Below are 22,108 nucleotides of genomic sequence, written 5' to 3' on the forward strand. Positions count from 1 at the left end.
CGGGCCGCGACGATTGCGGCGCAGATCAGGACCGTCCTGCGCCGGTTCCTGCTGCAATGCGGCGCTCCAGCGCGACAAAGCCGTCATGGATCAGCACCGCAAGCGCCCCCACGACCAGACCACCCTGCAGGATGAAGGCGATATTGTTGGACAGCAGCCCGGCGATGATGACTTCGCCCAAGGTCCGTGCGGCCACGGTCGATCCGATGGTCGCCGTCGAAATCGCGATCACCGTCGACAGCCGGATCCCGCCCAGGATGACCGGCATGGCCAAAGGCAGTTCGACCTGTAACAGCCGTTGCCGGTCCGACATGCCCATGCCTCGGGCGGCCTCCTGCACCGATGGCGGCAGGTTCGACAGCCCGGTCATGGTATTTTCAAAGATCGGCAGCAGCCCGTAAAGAAACAGGGCAATCAGGGTCGGGCCGTTGCCAAACCCCATCGCCGGCACCGCCAGGGCCAGCACCGCGATCGGCGGAAAGGTCTGGCCGATATTGGCCAGCGCCCGCGACAGCGGCAGGAATTCGGTCCAGGCCGGGCGCGTCACCAGAACCGCCAGCCCCACCGCAATGACGGTCGCGGCCGAAACCGCGGCAACCACCAGCGCAAGATGGTTCAGCGCCAGCGACAGCATATCGGTCTGGGTATAGATGGCGGGCGCACCGCGCGTCGTGAACAGCGCGAAAAAAGGCGCAAAGATTTCCGGCGCGATCAGAAATGCGCTCAGCAGCGCCAGCACCAGCAACCTGATGATGAATGCGCCGCTCATGTCGGTCTTGCCGCCTGCATTTCCAGCACATGCAGGGAAATGCGCCCGATTACGCGATCACCCTCGCGCACCGGCGCGGCTGCCCTGCCCGACCACAACAGTTCGGCATAGGCGGCCCGCGCCGAGGAGGCAGAGTCTATCGCCGGGCCATCTGCCGGTCCCGGCTCGACCAGATCCCTGATGTCGCGCAGAGCCAGAATGCGGAACGGGCGATCCTCGGCACCGATCAGGGCCTCGACAAAGGGGGTTGCGGGGGCCGCGATGATCTCTTTGGGTGGGGCATATTGCAGCAGCCGTCCCTGATCCATCACCGCAATATTGTCGCCAAGCGCGATGGCTTCATTCATGTCATGGGTCACCAGCACGATGGTGGTGCCGACACGACGCTGGATGGCCAGCAGATCGTCCTGGGCCTTGGCCCGGATGATCGGATCCAGCGCGCCAAAGGGTTCATCCATCAGCAGGATATTGGGTCGCGCCGCCAGGGCCCGTGCAACGCCGACGCGCTGTTGCTGGCCACCTGACAACTCATGGGGCATCCGGTCGCGGAATTCGGAAGGCTCCAGTCCAAACATCTCTAGCAACTCATCGACGCGCGCGCCGATCCGGGCCCGATCCCAGCCGAGCAGCCCCGGCACCGTGCCGATATTGCGCGCCACACTGCGATGTGGAAACAACCCGTGCCCCTGAATGGCATAGCCGATCTTGCGGCGCAGCTCGTGGGGCGGGACACGGCTGGTATCCTGCCCGTCGATCAGAATGCGCCCCGAACTGGGCTGGACCAGCCGGTTGATCATGCGCAGCAGGGTCGTCTTGCCCGAACCCGAGGTTCCGACGATGGCGGCGATGGTGCCGGAATCGACCGTCAGCGAAACGCGGTCCACGACCGTATTTTCGTCATAGGCCTTGGTCAGCGACTCAAGCTCGATCATGGGCGTGCGCTCCTTGTTCCCGGGCCTTCACTCAGTTCAACTGCCGCATCCAGCAGGACGGCAGATGCGGTCGCCAGCAGAACGGTCGGCAATGCACCCAGCAGGATCAGATCGGTCGCGGTCTGTCCCATCCCCTGAAAGACGAAGACTCCGAAACCTCCGCCTCCGATCAGTCCGGCAATCGTGGCAAGACCTATATTCTGCACCAGCACGATACGAATACCGGTCAGGATCACAGGGAAGGCCAGCGGTGCCTCGACCGAAGACAATGTCTGCCACCGCGTCATGCCCATGCCGAATGCGGCCTCGCGCAGCCGCGCCGGGACATTTTCCAGCCCCAACAGCGTGTTGGACACGACCGGCAGCAATGAGTAGGCAAACAGGGCGACCAGTGCGGGTGCGGCCCCGATGCCGGAAATTCCACTGGCCGCCGCGCCGGGGATATTGGCCGCGAGCCATGCCAGCGGCGCGATCAGCAACCCGAAGACGGCGATCGAAGGGATGGTCTGCACAATGTTCAGCAGGTTCAGCACCGTTGCTCTTACGCGCGGCAGGCGAAAGCAGACGATGCCCAGTGGCACGCCGACAACAACCGCCGCCAGCAGCGAGCCGAAGGCCAGCATCAAATGCCGCTGCGCCTCGCGCCAGAAGGTGGCAGCGCGCACATCGTATTCCTTCATCACGGACAGGGCATCCCACTGGCCGGACCCAAGCAGGGCCACCAATGCCGCCGCGGTCAGAAACACGCCGAAAATCCGCCAGACAGGCAGCAAATTCAATCGCGTCAGCGCATCTGCTACCGCAAGTGACAGCCCGAACAACAGCACCCAGAACCCACTGGCAGGCGAGACACGGGCCAGATCATTGTCCGCAGGGGTCAGATGGTTACCTGCCTGCCCCATCAGGATCAGCAGAGCCGCCAAGGCGCCAAGGCTGCTGACCAGACGCAGAGATCGGGACCGCAACAACAAGCCGCCAATGACAGCCACGCACAAGGCCGCCAGCAGCAAACCGGACTGCGCGACAGGAAGGGCCTGCCAGAAGGCCACCCCCTCGCCCTGCACGATGCGGTTGGCGCGCAGGGACGCGAATGGCAGCAAAGCCCCCACAGCGATGATTGCACCGATCAGGGTGCCAAGCCTGTCCAGACGGCCACCCGTCGCCATGAGGTCATCCGCCATTCGACAATCGCCGGATCAGTCCAGCAGCCCGGCGGATGACATGAAGTCACTGACCACCGCATCGGTCGGCTCACCGTTGATCTGCACCCGCGCGTTCAATTCCTGCAATGTTTCCAGATCAAGCCGGGAAAAAACCGGGGCCAGAAGCTCGGCAATCTCGGGGTGGGCTTCCAGAACTTCGCCGCGAACCAGCGGAGCGGGCTGATATAGGGGCTGCACATTCTTGTCATCCTCCATCACCACCAGACCGGATGGGCTGATGCCGCCATCGGTGCCATAGACCATGGCGGCATTGACGCCGCTGGTGCCGCGTGCGGCTGCGGCTATGGTTGCCGCCGTATCGCCGCCCGACAGGATTACCAGCTGATCGGACGACAGTTCGAATTCGTATGTGTCCTGAAAGGACGGCAGCGCCGCCGCCGAATTCACGAATTCGGCCGAGGCCGCCAGTTTGACCTCGCCCCCGGATTCGATGAAGGCACCAAGATCGCTCATGCTGACCAGATCATGTTCGCCCGCAACATCGCCACGCAGGGCAATCGCCCAGGTGTTGTTGGCTGGGGCCGGCGGCAGCCAGACAATATCATTGGCCGAAAGATCCAGCTCTGCGGCGCGGGCATAGCTGGCCTCGGGGTCTTTCCAGACCGGGCTTTCGGCTTCGTTGAAAAAGAAGGCCGCATTGCCGGTATATTCGGGATAGATGTCGATTTCTCCTGCGGTGATCGCCTCGCGCAGGATCGGTGTGCCTCCCAGTTGCAAACGGTTTTCGGTTTCGATCCCGCCAGCATTAAGGGCCTTGACGATCATCGTCCCCAGAATGCCGCCCTCGGTGTCTATCTTGGAGGAGACCACGACCTGCGCCGATGCCATCCCCGAGCCAAGCGCAAGGCCAGCCACAACAAGCGACATGTATTTCCGAAATTTCATATCCGATTTCCCGTTTCGCAAAAATTCTGGGCGTGGCCCCCAACACGATTCCCGCCATTATGTTCCGCAGAAATCCGAGGCGACAGGGGAAAACCCGCTACAGTTCACTCAAATTGACACGCTGCTTTGCCGAAAGAGGGTCTTGCGCAGGAAAGCCAGAATGAAAATGGCCGTCAGGATCAGGATGATCGTCGGAGCCGGGGCGCTGTCGAGAAAGAAGCTGAGATAGACCCCGCCCAGCATTGCCCCAAGGCACACGAGGACCGCCACGACCAGCATCGCACCAAAGCTGCGCACCAGCAGGAAGGCAATCGCACCCGGCGCAATCAACAGGCCTACGGCAAGGATCAGCCCGGTCGCAGTCAGTGTCGCCACAATCGTCAGCGACAGCAAGGTCAGCAAGCCATAATGCAGCAGATTGACCGGCAACCCCGAAGCCCGTGCCTGAGCGGGATCAAAGGCGTGCAGCATCAGATCCTTCCATTTCAGCAGCAGCGCAGCCGAGACGAAGCCACCGATCAGCCCTGCGGTCCACAGATCGACTGGCTCGACCCCCAGCATATTGCCAAACAGGATGTGATCCAGATGCACATCCGAGGAAATCGAGGTGTAAAGCACGATCCCCAGACCGAACATGCCTGAAAACACCACGCCCATCACGGTATCCTGTTTGACGCGGCTGTTGTCGGACAGATAGCCGGTTGTCAGGGCCGTCACCATACCGGCCCCGAACGCGCCGATGATCAGCGGGAAACCAAGGATATAGGCCAGCACGATCCCCGGCAGAACCGCATGGCTGATGGCATCCCCCATCAGCGCCCAGCCCTTCAACACAAGAAAGCAGGACAGCAAGGCCGTCGGCACCGCCACCAAGGCCGAAATCAGCAGGGCATCCTGCATGAAGGCGAATTGCATCGGCAGCCACAATTCCTCCCACATCAGATCATCTCCTTGTCGTGCAGGGCTGCGGCGGCCTTGGCCCTTGCCGCCAAAAGGCCGTGCTTGGGGGCAAGGACAAAGACCGTCAGGAAGATAAGGGTTTGCAGACAGACAATGATGCCGCCGGTGGCCCCGTTCAGGAAATAGCTGAGATAGGCCCCCAGAAAGCTGGTCGCTGCGCCGATCACCACCGACAGGGCGATCAGGCGGGGAAAGCGATCACACAGCAGATAGGCCGTCGCGCCGGGCGTCACCACCATGGCGATGACCAGGAAGGCACCCACCGTCTGCATGGCGGCCACCACGCAGGCAGAGAGCAGAATGAAGAACACCGCCTTCAAAAGCGCCGGGCGCAGGCCGATTGATCGGGCGTGGTTTTCATCAAAGAAGACCACCATCAGATCTTTCCATTTCAGCAAGAGCACCGCCAGCGACACAAAGCCGATGATGGCCAGTTGCAAGGTATCCTCGGGGGTAATGGCCAGAATGTTTCCCATGGTGATGGTCTGCACCGAAATCGCCATGGGATTGATCGAGACCATGAACAGGCCAAGTCCGAAGAAGGACGTGAAGATCAGGCCGATCACCACGTCGACCTTCAGACCCGAGCGGTCCGACAGGAACAACATTGCCGCTGCGGCCAGCCCGCCCGACAGGAATGCGCCCAAGGCAAAGGGAAGGCCCAGCATATAGGCGCCCGCCACGCCGGGAACGACCGAATGGGACAGGGCATCACCGATCAGGGACCAGCCCTTCAGCATCAGATAAGATGACAGAAAGGCGCAGACTGCCCCGACAAGGGCCGAGACCCACATCGCATTGGTCATATATCCATAGGAAAATGGCTCCAGCAGGATGTTCATGATTCACGATCCTCGCGCGTATGTGTCCGGTCGCCATATTGGACCAGCGGACGTTCATCATCCGAGATGATGGTCACGTGACGCGGATCGGCATCGTCGTGCAGCGTATCGCCGCCCAACGTGAAGTGGCGCAGGACACCGCCGAAAGCGGCCTCGAGATTGTGGCGTGTAAAGGTGGTTTCGGTGGGGCCATAGGCCAGCACCGTGCCCTTGACCAGAACCACCCGGTCGCAGAATTCGGGGACCGAGCCAAGATTGTGGGTCGAGACCAGCATCACCCGCCCCTCGGCACGCAACTCGCCAAGCAGGGCAATGATCTGTTCCTCGGTTTTCACGTCAACGCCGGTAAAGGGTTCGTCGAGCAGGATCACCTTCCCTTCCTGCGCCAGCGCGCGGGCCAGAAAGACCCGCTTTTTCTGTCCGCCGGACAGTTCGCCGATCTGGCGATGTCGGAAATCCTGCATGTTGACGCGGGTCAGCGCCTCATCGACGGCCTGATGGTCAACCCGCGAGGGGCGGCGCAGCATTCCCATGTGGCCGTATCGGCCCATCATCACCACATCTTCGACCAGCACCGGAAAAGACCAGTCGACTTCCTCCGCCTGGGGCACATAGGCCACCAGATTTTTCCGCAGGGCCTGGGGAATGCTCATCCCTAGCAGGCTGATCTCGCCGCCCGCAACCCGGACGAAACCCATCATCGCCTTGAATAACGTCGATTTCCCCGCGCCATTGACTCCGACAAGGGCCGTCACGGTGCCGCGCGGGATCTCGAAACTGGCGTGGCGCAGCGCGGTGTGGCCATTGCGATAGGTCACCGTCACGTCTCTTGCACTGATGCCTGGGGATGGATCTCGGGAAGTCGGGGTCGGATCATCTTGCATCAGGGTGCTCTCTTGCTGCATTGGCGTTTCTATTGGGGATGGATCGCTCAGTTGTCGGCTTGTTCGGCCAAGCCCTCGACCAGACCATCGGCGATGGTCGAAGAGGTGACCCTCAGCAGGTCAAGATAGGTCGGCACGGGCCCGTCGGGTTCAGACAGGCTGTCGACATAGAGATCGCCTCCGAAATGTGCGCCTGTCTCGCGGGCGATCTGTCGGGCGGGGCTGCTGTTGACCGTGCTTTCACAAAAGACCACGGGAATCCTGTTCTTGCGAACGCCGTCGATTACCGCGCGGACCTGTTGGGGCGTGCCCATCTGATCGGCATTGATCGGCCAGAGATAAAGTTCCTTCATGTCGAAATCGCGGGCCAGATAGCTGAAGGCACCTTCGCAGGTGACCAGCCAGCGCTGATCCTCGGGCACCTGGGCAATCTGTTCGCGCAGCGGTTCCAGCGTGGCGCGCAGCTCTTCCTTGTAGGCAGCGGCATTGCGTTCATATACCTCGGCGTTGTCAGGGTCGTGCTCGCGAAATGCCGCGGCGATATTTTCGATGTAAACCAGGGCGTTATCAAGACCCATCCAGGCATGAGGATTTGCCTTTCCCTCATAGCTGCCCGAAGTGATCGAAATGGGCTCGATCCCCTCGCTCAGCGTCACCGAGGGAACATCGCGCATATTGCGCAGGAATTGCTCGAACCAGCGTTCAAGGTTCAGGCCGTTCCACAGGATCAGATCGGCACCCTGTGCACGGACGATGTCACGCGGCGTGGGCTCATAGCCGTGAATTTCGGCGCCCGGCTTCGTGATCGACACGACATCGGCCGCATCCCCCGCCACGTTTTGCGCCATATCGGCAAGCACCGTGAAGGTGGTCACAACCTTCATGCGGTCGTCGGCCCATGCCGTGCTGGCGCTGATTGCCAGAACCGCCGCAGCAACGGCCAGCTGAATTCTTGTCGTGGTCATGATGATCGCCCTGTCCGTGTCCTGCCTGTTTGCATTCTGTCGTTGCATGTAAATGCAACTCATTCGCAATAGTCAAGCGTAATGAGACACATTCGCATTTTGTTGTCGTTGTCGCCGCTTCGCGCTATCTGAAGGAAAGACGACGGAAGGAAATGCGATGGCCGCTGAAATCAACGACCTGACACAGGCGCTGCGGGATGCAGGGCTTCGCGCGACGCAACAGCGAATGACCTTGCTGTCGGTGCTGATGAAATCCGCCGATCATCCGAACGCGGATGAACTGTTCGTGCGCACGCGGGCGATTGATGATTCCGTATCGCTGGCGACCGTGTATCGCACGCTGTCCGCATTGGAAGAGGCCGGGCTGATCCGCCGCCTCAGCTTCGAGAATGAATCGGCGCGCTATGAAATCACCCCGACGGCAGATCATGACCATCTGATCGATGTCGACAGCGGTGATGTGATCGAATTGGCCAGCGATGAAATCAACCGCCTGCGCGAGGAGTTGGTCCGGCGCATGGGCTATGAGATTGTCAGCCATCACACCGTCATCCGCGCCCGCAAGATTGACGGGTGATTCCTGACCCGATGGCGGCTGACTTTACATTTGTATTGATTGCACATCCATTGTATCAAGCTCGCGTTCCGGCAAAGGCTTTCATGCTGCACGTCGGAAGGGCGATCAGCCGGGAGGGGGAACCATGGCAGCCGTGCCGTCACGTGTGGGCATCCGAAACTGCCATGACTGACCGGGGAACGAATATCACGGCGCGCCCGATCGGGTGGCGCGACACTGACATTCCCGACAGGAGGACATGATGAGCAACAGCCTAGAAGGCCGCGTCGCCGCCGTAACCGGTGCTGCGTCAGGAATTGGACTGGAATGCGCGAAGACCTTTCTACAGGCCGGTGCAAAGGTCGCATTGGTCGATTATGCGGCAGACCGGCTGCAGGAAATCTGTGACGAACTGGGACCGAACGCCTTTCCGGTCGTCACCAACCTGCTGGACCCGTCCAGCGTGAAAACCATGCTGGATGACATCCTGCGCCAGACCGGCGGGCTGGACATCTTTCACGCCAATGCCGGTGCCTATGTCGGGGGCAATGTGCTTGAGGGAGATCCCGACGACTGGGATCACATGCTGAACCTGAACATCAATGCGGCTTTCCGCTCGGTCCGTGCGGTACTGCCGCATATGGTGGCCCAGAAGCGTGGCGATATCATCATGACCAGTTCGGTCGCCGGGGTGATCCCCGTTGTCTGGGAACCGATCTATACCGCATCCAAACATGCCGTACAGGCCTTCACCCATACCGTGCGCCGCCAGATGGCCCCGCATGGCGTGCGCGTCGGGGCGATCTTGCCCGGTCCGGTCGTCACCGCCCTGCTGGATGACTGGCCCAAGGCCAAGATGGACGAGGCCCTGGCCAATGGCAGCCTGATGCAGCCGACCGAAGTCGCGGAATGTGTCCTGTTCATGCTGACTCGCCCGCGCAATGTCACCATTCGCGATCTGGTTCTGTTGCCCAACAGCGTCGATCTGTAAGTGACGGGAACGGGTGCAAGCAAAGGAAGGCGGGGGACCATGGCAGAACTTCAGCAGGACCAGTTCTTTCTGGGCGTGGATGTCGGCACCGGCAGCGCACGTGCCGGAATCTTTGGCAGGGACGGGACATTGCTGGCCCACGCCAAGCGCGACATCGCGATGTTTCGCGATGAGGGATATATCGCCGAACAATCCAGCGAGGATATCTGGCAGGCGGTATGCCACTGCGTCAGACAGGCGCTGACGCAAGGCGGCGTCTCGCCACAGGCCATCGCCGGGATCGGATTCGACGCGACCTGTTCCCTGGTCGTATTGGACCGGGATCATGCGCCGCTGACGGTCAGCAGGTCCGGCGACAACACGCGCAATATCATTGTCTGGATGGATCACCGCGCGACGGATCAGGCGCAGAGGATCAATGCCACCGGTCACGACGTTCTGAGCTATGTGGGTGGCATCATCTCGCCCGAGATGCAGACCCCGAAACTGTTGTGGTTGAAGGAAAACCTGCCCGAGACCTATCACGGCGCCGGGGCTTTTCTGGATTTGCCCGATTACCTGACATGGCGCGCCACCGGCGACCTTGCCCGCTCTCGTTGCACGGTGACCTGCAAATGGACCTATCTGGGCCATGAAGACCGTTGGGATGGCGACTACTTTCGCCAGATCGGCCTGAGCGAACTGGCCGACGAAGGCTTCCAGCGGATCGGCAACCGGATACTGGATGTCGGGACCGCATTGGGATCGGGTCTGTCCGATGAAGCCGCCGCCGAACTGGGCTTGCAGGCCGGGACACCCGTTGCGGTCAGCGTCATCGACGCCCATGCCGCCGGGATAGGAACGGTGGGCGCGCGGGGCGGACATGGTGATGCCACGGCGCGTCTGGGCTATGTCTTTGGAACCTCGGCCTGCACCATGTCATCGACCACGGAAGGGAAATTCGTTCCCGGTGTCTGGGGCCCCTATTTCGCCGCGATGATCCCCGGCCTGTGGCTGAACGAGGGTGGCCAGTCAGCCGCAGGCGAGGCAATCGCCCATCTTGTCAAATGCCATCCCGCCTATCCCGATGCCCGCGCAAGGGCGGAAGAACGGGGACAGCATGTGCTGGCCTATCTGCTGGATGAGATTGCCGCGCTTGATCTGGACAGCACCGCGTTGATCGCGCTGGCGCGGCAATTGGTCGTGGTGCCCGAATTCCTTGGAAACCGCGCCCCCTTTGCCGAGCCCGACGCACGCGCGGTCATTGCCGGCATGGATCTGGACGACAGCCTGAACGGTTTGATCGCGCTGTATGTCGCCGGAATTTCCGGTCTTGGCTATGGGTTACGCCAGATTCTTGATGTTCAGCGTGAACATGGCGTCGCACCGGAACTGGTGGTGATCAGCGGCGGCGCGGGGGCTCATCCCCTTGTCAAGCAGTTGCTGGCGGATTCCTGTGGGTTGCCGCTTGCCGAAACCGCCTGCGAGGAGCCCGTACTGCTGGGGTCGGCCATGCTGGGGGCCGTTGCCGCCGGTGCCTGTGACTCGGTCTCGCAGGCCATGCATGATATGTCTCGACTGGGCCGAATCTTTGCTCCAACCCAGGGCAGATGTGCCGCCCATCACCTGCATCGCTTCAAGGCCTTCGAGGCCTTGCAAACCGCCGCCCGATTGATACGACATGAGGACATTTCATGACCGAGCCCCTGCTGATTTTCGATTGTGACGGGGTTCTTGTCGACAGTGAACCGATCTCGATCTCTCTGCTGATCGAATATTGTGCCGCCAGCGGTTTCGAGATTTCGGCCGAGGATGCCTATCGCACATTTCTGGGCAAGCCGGTCGGCGATGCGACCATGCATATCAAGGCGAATTTCGATGTCTCGCTGCCTGCACTTGATACCGACCGCTTTCAGCACGATGTTCTGGCGCGCTTCGAACGCGATCTCGCACCCGTCAACGGGGTCGCAGACGCGCTTGCGCGGATCACCTTTGGCAAGACCGTTGCGTCCTCCAGCAATCTCGCGCGGATCCGGCGATCCCTGCAGCTGACCGGCCTGGAAGGCTTCTTCGGCAACCATATCTTCAGCACAGATATGGTCGCGCGCGGGAAGCCCCATCCCGATGTGTTTCTTCATGCCGCCCGACAAATGGATGCGCTGCCGGAAAACGCGATCGTCATCGAGGACAGCCCCGCCGGGCTGATCGCCGCCAAGGCGGCGGGGATGCGCACGATCGCCTTTGCCGGTGGCAGCCATGCCGTGCCCGCAGATCTGGAAAACATGTTGGCGGGACATCAACCAGATCGCATGATCCGTGACATGGACGATCTGCCTGCAACGGTTCTGGATCTGGCGAAGGCAAGGGCCTGACATTGATTTCAAAGCTGACGGGCACCAATTGCAGTATTGCAACCGCACCGCCTGACTGAGGACGCCTTGTCCAGGCGATGCAAATATCCAGATGCCGGGAGAGCGGGATGAAATCACTGAAACTGGAGTTCACGGGTCATGACGGTGGGCAACTGGCCGCGCGCCTGGATCTGCCCGAAGGAATGATTGCCGGCTATGCCCTGTTCGCGCATTGCTTCACCTGTTCAAAGGATCTGATGGCGGTGCGCCGCATCGCGACGGGACTGGCACGCCATGGCATTGCCCTGATGCGGTTTGATTTCACCGGTCTTGGCGCCTCGGATGGCGAATTTGCCTCGACCAATTTTTCGTCGAATATCGAGGATCTGAAACGCGCGGCTTCGCATCTGACCGAACAGTTCGAGGCCCCGCGCCTGTTGATCGGCCATTCACTGGGCGGGGCTGCCGTTCTGGCGGCCGCCGGTGACCTGCCGACCATCGATGCCGTGGTGACGATTGGTGCCCCGGCCGATGTCAGTCATGTGCTGCACAACTTCGACGCCGATCTTGCACGGATCGAAAGCGAAGGCCGGGCCGAGGTTTCGCTTCAGGGCCGAACATTCACCATCGAGCGCCAGTTCATCGAAGATGCGCGCGGCACGCGTCTGACCGACCGGATCGCCAAGCTGCGCAAGCCCCTGCTGATCCTGCATGCTCCGCGCGATGCAACCGTCGGTATCGACAATGCCGCCCAGATCTTCAATGCCGCCAAACATCCCAAGAGCTATATCTCGCTGGATGGTGCGGACCATCTGTTGAGCAAGGCCGAAGATGCCGAATTCGCAGCAGGTGTCATTGCCGGTTGGGTCGCGCGCTATATCCAGCCCCGCCCCGGCACGCATCCGGTCGCCGAACAGGGTGCGGTTCTGGTAACGGAAACCGGCGCGGGCAAGTTTCAACAGCGCGTTCATGCCAGCGGACACAGTCTTTTGGCCGATGAACCGCTGAGCTTCGGAGGTGATGAGACCGGCCCCTCACCCTATGATTATGTCGCCATCGGCCTGGGGGCCTGCACCTCGATGACGTTGCGGATGTGGGCAGATCGCAAGGGGTTGAACCCGGGGAAAATCTCGGTCGAGGTCAATCACAGCAAGGTGCACGCCACCGATTGTGGAGACTGCGTCGGACATGACGGGCCGAAGGATGCCAAGATCGACCGCTTCGAACGCCATATCCGCGTCGAGGGCGGCGTTTCCGAGGAGATGAAGAACGACCTGCTGCGCATTGCCAACCTGTGTCCGGTTCACAAGACGCTGGAAAGCAGTTCGGTGATCGTCACAAAGGTCGCCGAGGAATCTCTGCAGGACGACGGCTGAACGGCGCCCTACATCACCGCCCCGATCTGCCATGGCACGAATTCGACCCCGCCAAAGCCCTGTGCCTCGCTCTTGCTGGGGCGACCCGATGCAAGGTCCAGCAATGCCCGGTAGATCTCGCGCCCCTTTTCCTCGATAGAGGCGCCTTCAACGATCTGGCCGCAATCGATATCCATGTCCTCGGACATGCGCTGATACATGCCGCTGTTCGAGGCCAGTTTCAGGCAGGGCACCGGCTGATAGCCCGAGACCGAGCCCCGCCCGGTCGTGAAGGCGATCAGATTTGCGCCAGATGCGATCTGCCCGGTCACGGAACAGGGGTCATAGCCCGGGCTGTCCATGAAGACGAGGCCGGGGCGATCTATCGGCTGGCCGTAGAGATAGACTCCGCTCAAGGGGGCTGACCCGGCCTTGGCCACCGCCCCCAGCGATTTTTCGAGGATCGTCGTCAGGCCGCCGCGCTTGTTTCCGGGGCTGGGATTGTTGTCCATCTCGGCAAGATTGCGGGCGCAGTAGTCTTCCCACCAGTCAAGCCGGGCTTCCAGCGCCCGTGCGACTTCGGGGATGACGGCGCGCGCGGTCAACAGATGTTCGGCACCATATATTTCGGATGTTTCGGACAGGATGCTGGTGCCACCCTGCGCCACCAGAAGGTCCGAGGCATGGCCCAGTGCGGGATTCGCCGTAATCCCCGACAGCCCGTCCGAACCACCGCATTGCATCCCCAGCACCAGTTGCGACACCGGTTCGGGACTGCGCGTCGCGCGATTGGCCTGCGCCAGCAATTCACGCAGGGCAGCAAGCCCGGCATCGACGGTGGCACGGGTTCCGCCACTTTGCTGGATCGTCATATAGCGAAAACTCGTGGGATCGTTCAGCTTCGCCCGCCCGACCAGATCGGGGAGTTGCATCACCTCGCAGCCCAGACCCAGCATCAGAACCGCGCCGAAATTCGGGTTGCGAGCATAGCCGGACAGGGTTCGGAACAGCGTATCATAGCCTTCCCCTGACGCGGCCATGCCACAGCCGCTGCCATGCGCGATGGGCACGATACCATCGACATTGGGAAATTCGGCCAGCAGGTTCTGGTGCATCGCCGCCTCGGCAATGAAGCGCGCCACCGACCCCGAGCAATTCACCGACGTCAGGATGCCGACGTAGTTGCGGGTGCCGACCCGGCCCGAAGCGCGCCGATAGCCCAAGAAGCTGTCCGCTCTTGTGGGCGCGGGCAGAGGGCGCACCTGCGAGGAATGCGCGGGCGGCTGATGATGGTCGTTCATGCCCAGGTTATGGCTATGCACATGTGCGCCAGCGGGGATCTCCCTGGTCGCGACGCCGATAATCTGGCCATATTTGCGCAGAATCTCTCCGCGCGAGATCGGCTGCGTTGCTATCTTGTGACCAAAGCCGACCTTTTGACCAAGACTGTCCGTGAGCGGCGCAATGGCGATCACCACGTTGTCATCGGGGTGAAGCCGAAGTGTTTTCCCTGCCCCGCTCATGCAAGACCTGTCACGATGGCCTTGATCAGGCTGTCACGGTTTTCCGCCAGTTCGGCAAAGCGCCCCGGCAGATCGGCAAGGTCGATCACCTCGGAACATAGCGCATCGCAGTCGATCCGACCCTCGCGCATGGCCTGCATCACATGGCGAAAGTCCGCGTCCAGCGCATTTCGGCTGCCGATGATCCGTGTTTCCCGCTTGTGAAATTCGGGATCGGAAAAGCGGATGTCATCCTTGACCACGCTGACCAGCACATAGGTGCTGCCATGCGCCAGATATTGAAACCCCGCCTCGATGGCAATCCTGTTGCCGGTGGCGTCGAAGACGGCATCGAAACCGCTGGACAGATCGCCGTATAGCATTGGCTCTCCGACCTGATGGACATGGCTGAATCCAAAGCGTTCCTTCACCATCCCCAGTCGAGTCCGGCTGACATCCAGCAGATGCACCTCGGCCCCCGCGATCCGGGCGAACAAGGCCACGCCGATGCCGATGGGTCCCGCGCCGGTCACCAGAACCCGATCCCCTTTGCCGATACCGCTGCGCGCCACCGCATGGGCACCAATGGCCAGAAATTCGACCATCGCGGCCTGTAGCGGGCCAAGTCCCTCGGCTGAATAGAGGTTTCCCTCGGGCACCGCGATGCGCGCGCACATGCCGCCGTCGCCATGCACCCCCAGGACCGAAATATTTTCGCAGCAATTGGGTTTGCCCCGACGGCAGGCATGACAATCGCCACAAGACAGATAGGGGTTGATGACCACCAGTTCGCCTGCCCTGAACCGCCCGCGATCGGCCACCACGCGACCGCTCAGTTCATGGCCGATGACCCGTGGATATTCCAGATAGGGATGCTTGCCCTGCAGGATATGGTAATCCGTTCCGCACAGCCCCACGGCCTGAATATCCACCAGAACCTGCCCCGGCGGAGCGGTTGTCGGGCGCGGCCGGTCGATCAGCGCGAATTGGCCGGGTTCGACACAGATTCCACAACTCATCATTGAATTGTCCACGGCGGCATCCTTCATCATTGGGTCTCCAGCTGGCGGGGTGTCCAGTCATCGGGCAGCGACCCCTTGATGATCATGCTCAGCACATCATCCTTGGTGACTTCGTGAATCGCATGTGTCCCGACATTGCGCCCCTTGTTCATGACCATGACCCGGTCGCAGAGATCAAAGACGTCATGCATGTCGTGGCTGACCAGGAAGATGCCGATCCCTTCGGCACGCAACTGTTTGATCAGATCCGCCACCATGGCCGTTTCCGACGGACCCAAAGCCGCCGTCGGCTCATCCATGATCAGTATGCGGACATCGAAATGGATCGCCCGCGCGATGGCAATGACCTGTCGCTGTCCGCCCGAAAGGCTGGCGACCGGATCACTCAGATTGGTGAAATTGGGGTTCAGCCGCCGCAGGACCTTCCGGGCCTCGGCCATCATCCTCTTGTCGTCCAGATTGCCGAAACGGTCCGTCAGTTCGCGGCCCAGAAACAGATTGGCGGGCGCGTCCAGATGATCGGCCAGCGCAAGGGTCTGGTAGATGGTCTCGATCCCCTGCGCCCGCGCGTCCTGGGGCGAGGTGATCTGCACCGGATGCCCGTTGACCTTGATGGTGCCGGCATTGGGCATCATCGCGCCGGACAACATTCGCATCAGGCAGGATTTGCCCGCGCCGTTATGGCCCAGAACACCGACGACTTCGCCCGGCATCAGATGTGCCGAGACATCATTGACGGCATGCAGGCCGCCAAAGCGTTTCTCGATGCCGATCAGTTCGACCAGCGGTGTCCGGGCAGTCGGTGGCAGGGTCATGAGCAGGTGGCTTTCATTCGAAACAGGGGTGACCGGCGCAACCTGGGGCTGCGCCGATCCTTTGGCAGGATCAATACAGGACGTGCTGTGCCTCGGGGCTGTCGATATTGTCCCTGGTCACCAGAACGACGCCGGTATCGATGAATTCATCGACGCTTTCGCCAGCGATCACATCCATCACCGCCTTCACGCCCAATTCGCCCATCTGGAAAGACCCCTGCACCGCAATCGCGTTCAAAGTGCCATCCTTGACAAAATCCTGCAGATCGCCATTGCCGTCGAAACCAAAGGCCGCCAGCTTGCCCGCCTTGCCAGCCTGGACGATCGCCCGCCCCATGCCGACAGCGGTCGGCTCATTGGCTCCAAAGATTCCGACCAGATCGGGATTCGCGGCCAGAATGTCTGTCGTCTGGTTCAGCGCGGTGGCCATCTGAGATTGCGAATACAGTGGCCCGACAATTTCAATCTGGCTGTTGCCCTTGAGGTAATCCATGAAACAGCCGACCCGGCCGATTTCCGAGCCGACGCCGGCCACATAGGACATGACGGCAACCTTGCCCTCGGTTCCGACGGCATCGACCATGGCCTTGGCGACGGTTTCACCCGCGGCGCAGTTGTCAGTCGAGAGGAAGGCTTGATAAGTGCCCTTCGCGGCTTCTCCCAGACCGGAATCGATGATCGCGACCGGGATGCCGCTTTCATAGGCGCGCTTGACGACAGGCGCCAGGGCTTCGGGGTCCGAGGGTGCCAGAACGATGCCTGACACCCCGCGGTTGATGGCATTCTCGACCAGATTGACCTGATCGGCGACCGCGCTTTCCGAAGCCGGACCGTTGAAGGTCATCGTGTGTTCGGACTGCCCCTCGATGGCTGCGGATGCACCCTTGTTGACGTTTTGCCAGAAGTTCGAATTCGTTGTCTTGACGATCACGGCAATTTCACCAGCCAGCGCGGTAACCGGCAGGATCGCCGTCAGGGCCGCTGCGGCCATCAATCTGGTCTTGTTGGACATTTTTTCTTTCTCCTCCCAATGGATCTGTTCGATCTGATATCAGCGGCGGCTGCGAAGCTGGTCGATATAGACTGCCAGGATCACCACGACGCCGATGATGATTTGCTGCACGAATGAGGACACGCCCGACATGTTCAGCCCGTTGCGCAGAATTCCGATGATGAAGGCCCCGATCATGGTGCCCGAGATATTGCCGACCCCTCCCATCAGCGACGCCCCGCCAATGACGGCGGCCGCAATGGCGTCAAGTTCATACATGACACCCTCGTTGGGCTGGGCGGTGATCAGGCGCGACATCAGCACCACGCCGGCCAGCCCGGCCAGCGCGCCCGACATGGCATAGGCCAGAATCTTGGTGCGGTCGGTATTCACGCCCGAAAGCCGCGCGGCTTCCTCGCTGGAGCCGGTGGCATATATGTGACGCCCCAAGGGCCGACGGCGCAGCAGATAGGACACCACCAGCGCCACAACGGCCAACAGGATCACCGGATAGGGAATTCCCGGAAAGACGACACGGGGAAAACCATTGGCCTGCATTTCGACGATCCGGAACAGCGATCCATTGCCCAGCACACCAAAGGCTTCGCCCAGCTGTGAAATCGGTGCCGCGCCGGTCAACTGCAATGCCGTGCCACGCGCAATCAGCATCATGCCCAGGGTTGCGACAAAGGGCGTGATGCGCATCTTGGTCACGATCAGGCCATTGATCACGCCACAGGTTGCGCCCATCAGCACCCCGCCGAACATGGCAGGAACCACCGGAACGCCCGCCTTGACCAGCATCCCGGTCACCGTGCCCGACAAGGCCAGAACCGAGCCCACCGACAGGTCGATGCCGCCGGTGATGATGACCATGGTCATCCCGATGCCCAGAATGCCGATGACTGCGGTCTGCAACAGGATCGTCAGGCCATTGTTCACCGACAGGAATGCGCCGTTTCCGATCGAGAAGACCATGATCAGAATCAGCATCGTCAACACGGCTGACAACTTGTGGAACGCCTCTTTCGACAGGCGCGCCGATGTCCCTGCCCGTCTGAGACGTTGAACCAGTTCAGCCATGTAACCTCCCGCATAAAAGTTCTCAATTATTAAAAACTTTTAATGACAAGGGTTGCGCACAGTCAACGGTTTTTTATAATTTTCGACAAAACAACGAGAGGACAGGCAATGGCACGCACGGATGAGCGGTTCAAGCATGCCTATAACGGCCTGCTGAAACGATGCCACAGTCTGGGCGTTGGTGCCAAGCTGAGTTCCGAACTTGCTCTGGCCGAGGAACTGGACGTCAGCCGGACAGTCATTCGTGCGGCATTGGCGCGTCTGGATGAGGACGGGGTGATTTCATGGCAGGGCCGCAACAAGACCGTGATGCGCCTGCCCAAGCCGACGGATCGGATGGAGGTCGCCTCTACCCCGCCCAGTCCCGAAGTGCTGGAGGAACGGTTCTTCGACTGGGTTCTGCGCTTTGACGTGCCTGCGGGAACGCCGCTGAATGTGGCGCAGCTTGCCCGCGATTTCGAAGTTCCGCCTCATTCGCTGCAGGAATTCCTGGCCTCGCTCAGCCGCTTTGGTCTGGTGCGACGGCGCGATCGCGGCGGCTGGGAGCTTCTGGGATTCACCGAGGATTTTGCCGTCGAACTGTCGGATTTCCGGACCGTGCTCGAGATGAACGCGATTTCACATCTGATCGCCTGCCCTGATGATCATCCGATCTGGGCGCGGCTGGAGCAATTGCGGCAGGACCACCTGGAACTGGCCGAAAACCTCGAAACCAGATACCATGATTTCTCGCGCCTGGACGAGCGTTTTCACGAAACCATCGGAAGTTCGGTCAACAACAGGTTCATCAAGGAGTTCCAACGGGTCATCTCGCTCATTTTCCACTATCATTACCAATGGGAAAAGCAGACCGAGAAAAAGCGCAATGCTGCCGCCATCGCGGAGCATCTGGCGCTGATTGATGCGCTGCAGTCACGCGAAGAGACCGCCGCCCTTGCGGCAGCCCGTGCCCATCTTGATACGGCCAAGAACACGTTGCGCGCATCAATGCGCACCCACAACCTGTCCTAGGCAAAGGCTGCGCGGGCCTCGTCACTCCATGGCAGTTCCAAAGCGCGCAAATTGCGCGTCAGCGATGACGGTTTCGCTGTCCCGATCAGCACCGATGCGACCGCGGGGTGGTGGCATGCAAAATGCAGCGCCGCCGCTGCCAAAGGCAGGCCCAGCCCTTCGGCGCGGCGCTGCAGGTTACGGACCCTTTTCAGCACCTCTTCCGGCGCGGGGCCATAATCAAAGCTGGCACCTTCAACCGGGCCCGTCGCCAGAACGCCGGAATTGAACACCCCGCCCAGGATCAGGCTGGTGCGCATCTTGCGGCATTTCGGCACAAGTTCTTCTTCCGCCGAGCGATCCAGCAGTGTCAGCCTTCCGGCCAGCAGGATCGCATCCAGCGCGCGATGGGCCATGACATCCAGACAGATCTGGTTCTCGTTGACGCCCAGCCCGAAGGCCCCAATCGCACCTCTGTCCTTGAGCGCTTGCAAACGATCCAGTCCGCTGTTCAGAAAATCGGCCATATGGGCATCATTCGCCGCACCATGCGTATATGTGCCGATGTCATGGACATAGAGAATGTCGATGTAACGGGTTTGCAATCGCACGCAGCTTTGTTCGAAGGCGGCCTCGATACCGTCGCCCGAATAATCGTAGCGCACGTCATTGGGCAGCGGCGCAATGAAGCCATCGGCTTCCTCCCTGGGCGCGCCAGGGGAAAGCAGCCGCCCGACCTTGGTGGACAGGGCGAACTGGTCGCGCGGCTTGCCCGACAGGAAATCACCCAGTCGTGCCTCGGCCAGCCCGCGCCCGTAATGTGGGGCAGTGTCGAAATAGCGAATGCCATTGTCCCAAGCGGTTTGCAGCACTGCAAATGCCTCCTGATCGGATATCCGGCGATAGAGATTGCCAATCCCCGAACAGCCGAATGCGATATCGCTGACCCTGACCCGGGTCGTGCCGATCTGGTTGCTGTTCCTCATTCGATCCGCTCCCTTTGCGATATTCGGCGCAGGCGCGGCATGGCCGCGTCACTGCCCTGTTGCGTGGCCCAATCGACGAAAGCCGCGATCCGGCGTTCCAGTTTTTCTTCATGGTTCTGCGCAATATCTGCCAGCCGATGGGCCAGAAACGGATTGGCAAAGCGATCCAGAACGGTGTCGATATAGGCTATGGCTTCTTCGGCCATGCCTGCCGCGACAAAAGCCGGCAAAACCTCTTTGTCGTAAAGCGATTTGAGATCATCGAGGATCGCCGGCGTTTCCATCAGGTCACGCACGGTTTCGGCCCCCGTCTTGCCCCGCGCCAGCCATCCATCCACCAGATAGCTGTGACCAAGGTTCAGCAGATAGAGCTTGCGGGTCTCGACCGGCGCCAATGCGGGCACCACCTGAATGGCCGGATCCGTGCAGGGCAGCAGAAGGCCCGGGCAATCCTCGATCGCCCAGAGCGCATAGGGTTCGGCCACCGCACCGGCAGGCTCGATCGCTTCCGAGACGATCCGGTCCACCAGCGAATTTACGAAAGTCACATCCGCGGATACCCAATCCGCGAAATCCGGCGACAGGGGCCTGGCCAGATCAAGGACCAGCCTGCGCAACACGTCGCCATTTCGGGCAATCAATTCGGTCGGCATCACCTGGATGGGGCGCGCGTTTTCCCTGAACCGCGCCCACAGCAGATGCGTCAGCTTGGCGGGAAATGACATGCTTTGGTCAAAGACCTCACCCATATCCGCTGGCGCGGGACGAAAACCCGCATCCGAGGTATTGGACAGGATGATCTGCGCCTCCTCTGTCACGATGCACGTGATCGCCGACCAGTCGGTCGCCGTCGACAATGTCCGCAAGACCGAATGCACCCGCTGTTCGCAGTCGATGACCTGACCGTTCCGAATGCCGCGAATGCGCACGGGATAGCCCTCGGGCGCAGCCAGGGCGGCCAGACGCCGCGCGCGGGCGGAATCACCGCTGCTTTGCACCACGGTGACAGGCCCCAGCGCATCCGTCGCCTGCGACAGGAACAGATCGACATGGGCCTGCAGGAACCGGCTGGTGCCGAACTGAACGATAGGCGTTGTTGACATCGCGAACTCCTCTGTTTATCGGTTTTTTATGATTAAAAACTAAAAGTCAACGGGGACGGCAAGGGAGGGGCGATGAAAATCGACGCACATCAGCATTACTGGCAAATCAGCCGCGGTGATTATGCCTGGATGGATGACAGCGTCGCTCCGATCCGGCGCGACCATGGCCCCGCCGATCTGGATCCGTTGCGACGGGCCGCCGGGATCGCAGGCAGTGTCGTGATTCAGGCCGCCGACAGTATTGCCGAGACGCGCTATCTGCTGGATCTGGCGGCCGTGACGTCATCCATTCTGGGCGTCGTTGGCTGGGTGGATCTGGCGGCGGCGGATGCCGGGCGGCATCTGGTCGCACTGTCCCAGAATCCGCTCTTCAAGGGCGTCCGCCCGATGTTGCAGGATATCGAGTGGACGGAATGGGTCCTGCAGAAGCAGGTTCTGGACAATCTTGCGCATCTGGCCGATCTGGGCCTGCGGATGGATGCGCTGATCACCCCCCGCCATCTGCCGGTGATCGATGAACTCGCACGGCAGTTGCCGCAACTTCCCATTGTGATCGACCATTGCGCCAAGCCGGCTTTTCCCAAGACCCGCAAGATGCAGGCCGATTGGCTGGCAGGCATCTCGTCGCTGGCAGGCCATGACTCGATCATGTGCAAACTCTCGGGGCTGATCACCGAACATGGACCGGGATGGAATGCCGACACATTGCGGCCTGCCTATCGCCATGTTCTGGACTGTTTCGGGGCGCAGCGGCTGATGTGGGGCAGCGACTGGCCGGTGCTGAACCTGCAAGGGAACTATGCCAGTTGGCATGATTGTGCAGAGCAACTGACCGCCGGGCTGAACGAAGATGATCGTGCTGCGATTTTCGGCGGCACGGCGGCGCAGTTTTACGGCCTCGACCCCGTGACCACAGGATAGGAA

The 22,108-nt window shown here is 61.0% G+C and carries 22 protein-coding genes; 7 read left to right on the top strand and 15 right to left on the bottom strand.

Features of this window, described 5'->3' with window-relative positions:
• Nucleotides 1–25: 25 nt before the first annotated feature.
• The 8 genes from JHW44_RS17970 to JHW44_RS18005 form a co-directional block, all read right to left on the bottom strand.
• Nucleotides 26–769 (bottom strand): ABC transporter permease, encoded by a 744-nt coding sequence (locus JHW44_RS17970; protein ID WP_089345985.1) that lies wholly within the window; start codon nt 767–769, stop codon nt 26–28.
• Nucleotides 766–1,701 carry an ABC transporter ATP-binding protein gene (locus tag JHW44_RS17975; protein ID WP_089345984.1) on the bottom strand — a complete coding sequence of 312 codons (936 nt, stop codon included), beginning with the start codon at nt 1,699–1,701 and terminating at the stop codon, nt 766–768. Before JHW44_RS17975 ends, JHW44_RS17970 begins: the two co-directional genes overlap by 4 nt.
• Complete coding sequence (locus tag JHW44_RS17980; protein WP_089345983.1) at nt 1,698–2,867, bottom strand: ABC transporter permease; 1,170 nt, start codon at nt 2,865–2,867, stop codon at nt 1,698–1,700. Before JHW44_RS17980 ends, JHW44_RS17975 begins: the two co-directional genes overlap by 4 nt.
• A 30-nt stretch (nt 2,868–2,897) precedes the next feature.
• Complete coding sequence (gene osmF, locus JHW44_RS17985; RefSeq protein ID WP_179217803.1) at nt 2,898–3,809, bottom strand: glycine betaine ABC transporter substrate-binding protein OsmF; 912 nt, start codon at nt 3,807–3,809, stop codon at nt 2,898–2,900.
• A gap of 108 nt (nt 3,810–3,917) precedes the next feature.
• The gene (locus JHW44_RS17990; protein WP_179217802.1) at nt 3,918–4,748 is read right to left on the bottom strand and encodes a metal ABC transporter permease; all 831 of its coding nucleotides are present in this window, start codon (nt 4,746–4,748) and stop codon (nt 3,918–3,920) included.
• Complete coding sequence (locus JHW44_RS17995) at nt 4,748–5,611, bottom strand: metal ABC transporter permease (RefSeq protein ID WP_089345981.1); 864 nt, start codon at nt 5,609–5,611, stop codon at nt 4,748–4,750. The genes JHW44_RS17990 and JHW44_RS17995 overlap by 1 nt, the downstream gene beginning before the upstream one ends.
• Nucleotides 5,608–6,495, bottom strand: a complete 888-nt coding sequence (locus JHW44_RS18000; RefSeq protein ID WP_089345980.1) for a manganese/iron ABC transporter ATP-binding protein — start codon at nt 6,493–6,495, stop codon at nt 5,608–5,610. Before JHW44_RS18000 ends, JHW44_RS17995 begins: the two co-directional genes overlap by 4 nt.
• A gap of 47 nt (nt 6,496–6,542) precedes the next feature.
• On the bottom strand, nt 6,543–7,460 hold the full coding sequence (locus tag JHW44_RS18005) for a metal ABC transporter substrate-binding protein (RefSeq protein ID WP_089345988.1): 918 nt from the start codon (nt 7,458–7,460) through the stop codon (nt 6,543–6,545).
• 157 nt (nt 7,461–7,617) lie between these two features.
• On the opposite strand from JHW44_RS18005, the gene JHW44_RS18010 reads away from it, so the two are divergent.
• The 5 genes from JHW44_RS18010 (at nt 7,618) to JHW44_RS18030 (ending at nt 12,713) form a co-directional block, all read left to right on the top strand.
• Nucleotides 7,618–8,037 carry a Fur family transcriptional regulator gene (locus JHW44_RS18010; RefSeq protein ID WP_089345979.1) on the top strand — a complete coding sequence of 140 codons (420 nt, stop codon included), beginning with the start codon at nt 7,618–7,620 and terminating at the stop codon, nt 8,035–8,037.
• A gap of 241 nt (nt 8,038–8,278) precedes the next feature.
• Entirely contained in the window at nt 8,279–9,007 is a 729-nt protein-coding gene (locus JHW44_RS18015) for an SDR family oxidoreductase (protein ID WP_089345977.1), read from the top strand.
• A 39-nt stretch (nt 9,008–9,046) separates the two neighbouring features.
• A complete protein-coding gene (locus JHW44_RS18020; protein ID WP_089345976.1) occupies nt 9,047–10,684 on the top strand; it encodes an FGGY-family carbohydrate kinase in 1,638 nt (545 codons plus the stop codon).
• Nucleotides 10,681–11,358 carry an HAD family hydrolase gene (locus tag JHW44_RS18025; RefSeq protein ID WP_089345975.1) on the top strand — a complete coding sequence of 226 codons (678 nt, stop codon included), beginning with the start codon at nt 10,681–10,683 and terminating at the stop codon, nt 11,356–11,358. Before JHW44_RS18020 ends, JHW44_RS18025 begins: the two co-directional genes overlap by 4 nt.
• 107 nt (nt 11,359–11,465) lie before the next feature.
• On the top strand, nt 11,466–12,713 hold the full coding sequence (locus tag JHW44_RS18030) for a bifunctional alpha/beta hydrolase/OsmC family protein (protein WP_089345974.1): 1,248 nt from the start codon (nt 11,466–11,468) through the stop codon (nt 12,711–12,713).
• An 8-nt stretch (nt 12,714–12,721) separates the two neighbouring features.
• On the opposite strand, the gene JHW44_RS18035 is transcribed toward JHW44_RS18030, so the two are convergent.
• The 5 genes from JHW44_RS18035 to JHW44_RS18055 all read right to left on the bottom strand — a co-directional run bounded on the left by JHW44_RS18035 (nt 12,722) and on the right by JHW44_RS18055 (nt 18,105).
• Complete coding sequence (locus tag JHW44_RS18035; protein WP_089345973.1) at nt 12,722–14,215, bottom strand: UxaA family hydrolase; 1,494 nt, start codon at nt 14,213–14,215, stop codon at nt 12,722–12,724.
• Nucleotides 14,212–15,213, bottom strand: coding sequence for a zinc-binding alcohol dehydrogenase family protein (locus tag JHW44_RS18040; RefSeq protein WP_419182521.1), 1,002 nt, complete (start codon nt 15,211–15,213; stop codon nt 14,212–14,214). The genes JHW44_RS18035 and JHW44_RS18040 overlap by 4 nt, the downstream gene beginning before the upstream one ends.
• A 29-nt stretch (nt 15,214–15,242) precedes the next feature.
• Nucleotides 15,243–16,031: an ATP-binding cassette domain-containing protein gene (locus JHW44_RS18045; RefSeq protein WP_089345971.1), complete on the bottom strand. Its 789-nt coding sequence runs from the start codon at nt 16,029–16,031 to the stop codon at nt 15,243–15,245.
• 70 nt (nt 16,032–16,101) lie between these two features.
• Nucleotides 16,102–17,043 carry an ABC transporter substrate-binding protein gene (locus JHW44_RS18050; protein WP_089345970.1) on the bottom strand — a complete coding sequence of 314 codons (942 nt, stop codon included), beginning with the start codon at nt 17,041–17,043 and terminating at the stop codon, nt 16,102–16,104.
• Between the two features lie 39 nt (nt 17,044–17,082).
• Entirely contained in the window at nt 17,083–18,105 is a 1,023-nt protein-coding gene (locus tag JHW44_RS18055; protein ID WP_089345969.1) for an ABC transporter permease, read from the bottom strand.
• 108 nt (nt 18,106–18,213) lie between these two features.
• On the opposite strand from JHW44_RS18055, the gene JHW44_RS18060 reads away from it, so the two are divergent.
• Nucleotides 18,214–19,116 (top strand): GntR family transcriptional regulator, encoded by a 903-nt coding sequence (locus JHW44_RS18060; RefSeq protein ID WP_089345968.1) that lies wholly within the window; start codon nt 18,214–18,216, stop codon nt 19,114–19,116.
• On the opposite strand, the gene JHW44_RS18065 is transcribed toward JHW44_RS18060, so the two are convergent.
• Together JHW44_RS18065 and JHW44_RS18070 are read right to left on the bottom strand one after the other, a co-directional pair.
• Nucleotides 19,113–20,081, bottom strand: a complete 969-nt coding sequence (locus JHW44_RS18065) for an aldo/keto reductase (RefSeq protein WP_089345967.1) — start codon at nt 20,079–20,081, stop codon at nt 19,113–19,115. The genes JHW44_RS18060 and JHW44_RS18065 overlap by 4 nt on opposite strands.
• Complete coding sequence (locus JHW44_RS18070; protein WP_089345966.1) at nt 20,078–21,184, bottom strand: mannitol dehydrogenase family protein; 1,107 nt, start codon at nt 21,182–21,184, stop codon at nt 20,078–20,080. Before JHW44_RS18070 ends, JHW44_RS18065 begins: the two co-directional genes overlap by 4 nt.
• 72 nt (nt 21,185–21,256) lie before the next feature.
• Between JHW44_RS18070 and JHW44_RS18075 the strand changes: the two genes are divergently transcribed.
• Complete coding sequence (locus tag JHW44_RS18075) at nt 21,257–22,105, top strand: amidohydrolase family protein (RefSeq protein ID WP_089345965.1); 849 nt, start codon at nt 21,257–21,259, stop codon at nt 22,103–22,105.
• Nucleotides 22,106–22,108: the final 3 nt, after the last annotated feature.

This window comes from Paracoccus seriniphilus, assembly GCF_028553745.1.
Lineage (GTDB): Bacteria > Pseudomonadota > Alphaproteobacteria > Rhodobacterales > Rhodobacteraceae > Paracoccus > Paracoccus seriniphilus.

Bases quoted from the DNA above. Each gene is read 5' to 3' on its own strand.
- JHW44_RS17970 (WP_089345985.1), bottom strand. From the start codon at position 769: ATGAGCGGCGCATTCATCATCAGGTTGCTGGTGCTGGCGCTGCTGAGC.
- JHW44_RS17975 (WP_089345984.1), bottom strand. From the start codon at position 1,701: ATGATCGAGCTTGAGTCGCTGACCAAGGCCTATGACGAAAATACGGTC.
- JHW44_RS17980 (WP_089345983.1), bottom strand. From the start codon at position 2,867: ATGGCGACGGGTGGCCGTCTGGACAGGCTTGGCACCCTGATCGGTGCA.
- osmF (WP_179217803.1), bottom strand. From the start codon at position 3,809: ATGAAATTTCGGAAATACATGTCGCTTGTTGTGGCTGGCCTTGCGCTT.
- JHW44_RS17990 (WP_179217802.1), bottom strand. From the start codon at position 4,748: ATGTGGGAGGAATTGTGGCTGCCGATGCAATTCGCCTTCATGCAGGAT.
- JHW44_RS17995 (WP_089345981.1), bottom strand. From the start codon at position 5,611: ATGAACATCCTGCTGGAGCCATTTTCCTATGGATATATGACCAATGCG.
- JHW44_RS18000 (WP_089345980.1), bottom strand. From the start codon at position 6,495: ATGCAAGATGATCCGACCCCGACTTCCCGAGATCCATCCCCAGGCATC.
- JHW44_RS18005 (WP_089345988.1), bottom strand. From the start codon at position 7,460: ATGACCACGACAAGAATTCAGCTGGCCGTTGCTGCGGCGGTTCTGGCA.
- JHW44_RS18010 (WP_089345979.1), top strand. From the start codon at position 7,618: ATGGCCGCTGAAATCAACGACCTGACACAGGCGCTGCGGGATGCAGGG.
- JHW44_RS18015 (WP_089345977.1), top strand. From the start codon at position 8,279: ATGAGCAACAGCCTAGAAGGCCGCGTCGCCGCCGTAACCGGTGCTGCG.
- JHW44_RS18020 (WP_089345976.1), top strand. From the start codon at position 9,047: ATGGCAGAACTTCAGCAGGACCAGTTCTTTCTGGGCGTGGATGTCGGC.
- JHW44_RS18025 (WP_089345975.1), top strand. From the start codon at position 10,681: ATGACCGAGCCCCTGCTGATTTTCGATTGTGACGGGGTTCTTGTCGAC.
- JHW44_RS18030 (WP_089345974.1), top strand. From the start codon at position 11,466: ATGAAATCACTGAAACTGGAGTTCACGGGTCATGACGGTGGGCAACTG.
- JHW44_RS18035 (WP_089345973.1), bottom strand. From the start codon at position 14,215: ATGAGCGGGGCAGGGAAAACACTTCGGCTTCACCCCGATGACAACGTG.
- JHW44_RS18040 (WP_419182521.1), bottom strand. From the start codon at position 15,213: ATGAGTTGTGGAATCTGTGTCGAACCCGGCCAATTCGCGCTGATCGAC.
- JHW44_RS18045 (WP_089345971.1), bottom strand. From the start codon at position 16,031: ATGACCCTGCCACCGACTGCCCGGACACCGCTGGTCGAACTGATCGGC.
- JHW44_RS18050 (WP_089345970.1), bottom strand. From the start codon at position 17,043: ATGTCCAACAAGACCAGATTGATGGCCGCAGCGGCCCTGACGGCGATC.
- JHW44_RS18055 (WP_089345969.1), bottom strand. From the start codon at position 18,105: ATGGCTGAACTGGTTCAACGTCTCAGACGGGCAGGGACATCGGCGCGC.
- JHW44_RS18060 (WP_089345968.1), top strand. From the start codon at position 18,214: ATGGCACGCACGGATGAGCGGTTCAAGCATGCCTATAACGGCCTGCTG.
- JHW44_RS18065 (WP_089345967.1), bottom strand. From the start codon at position 20,081: ATGAGGAACAGCAACCAGATCGGCACGACCCGGGTCAGGGTCAGCGAT.
- JHW44_RS18070 (WP_089345966.1), bottom strand. From the start codon at position 21,184: ATGTCAACAACGCCTATCGTTCAGTTCGGCACCAGCCGGTTCCTGCAG.
- JHW44_RS18075 (WP_089345965.1), top strand. From the start codon at position 21,257: ATGAAAATCGACGCACATCAGCATTACTGGCAAATCAGCCGCGGTGAT.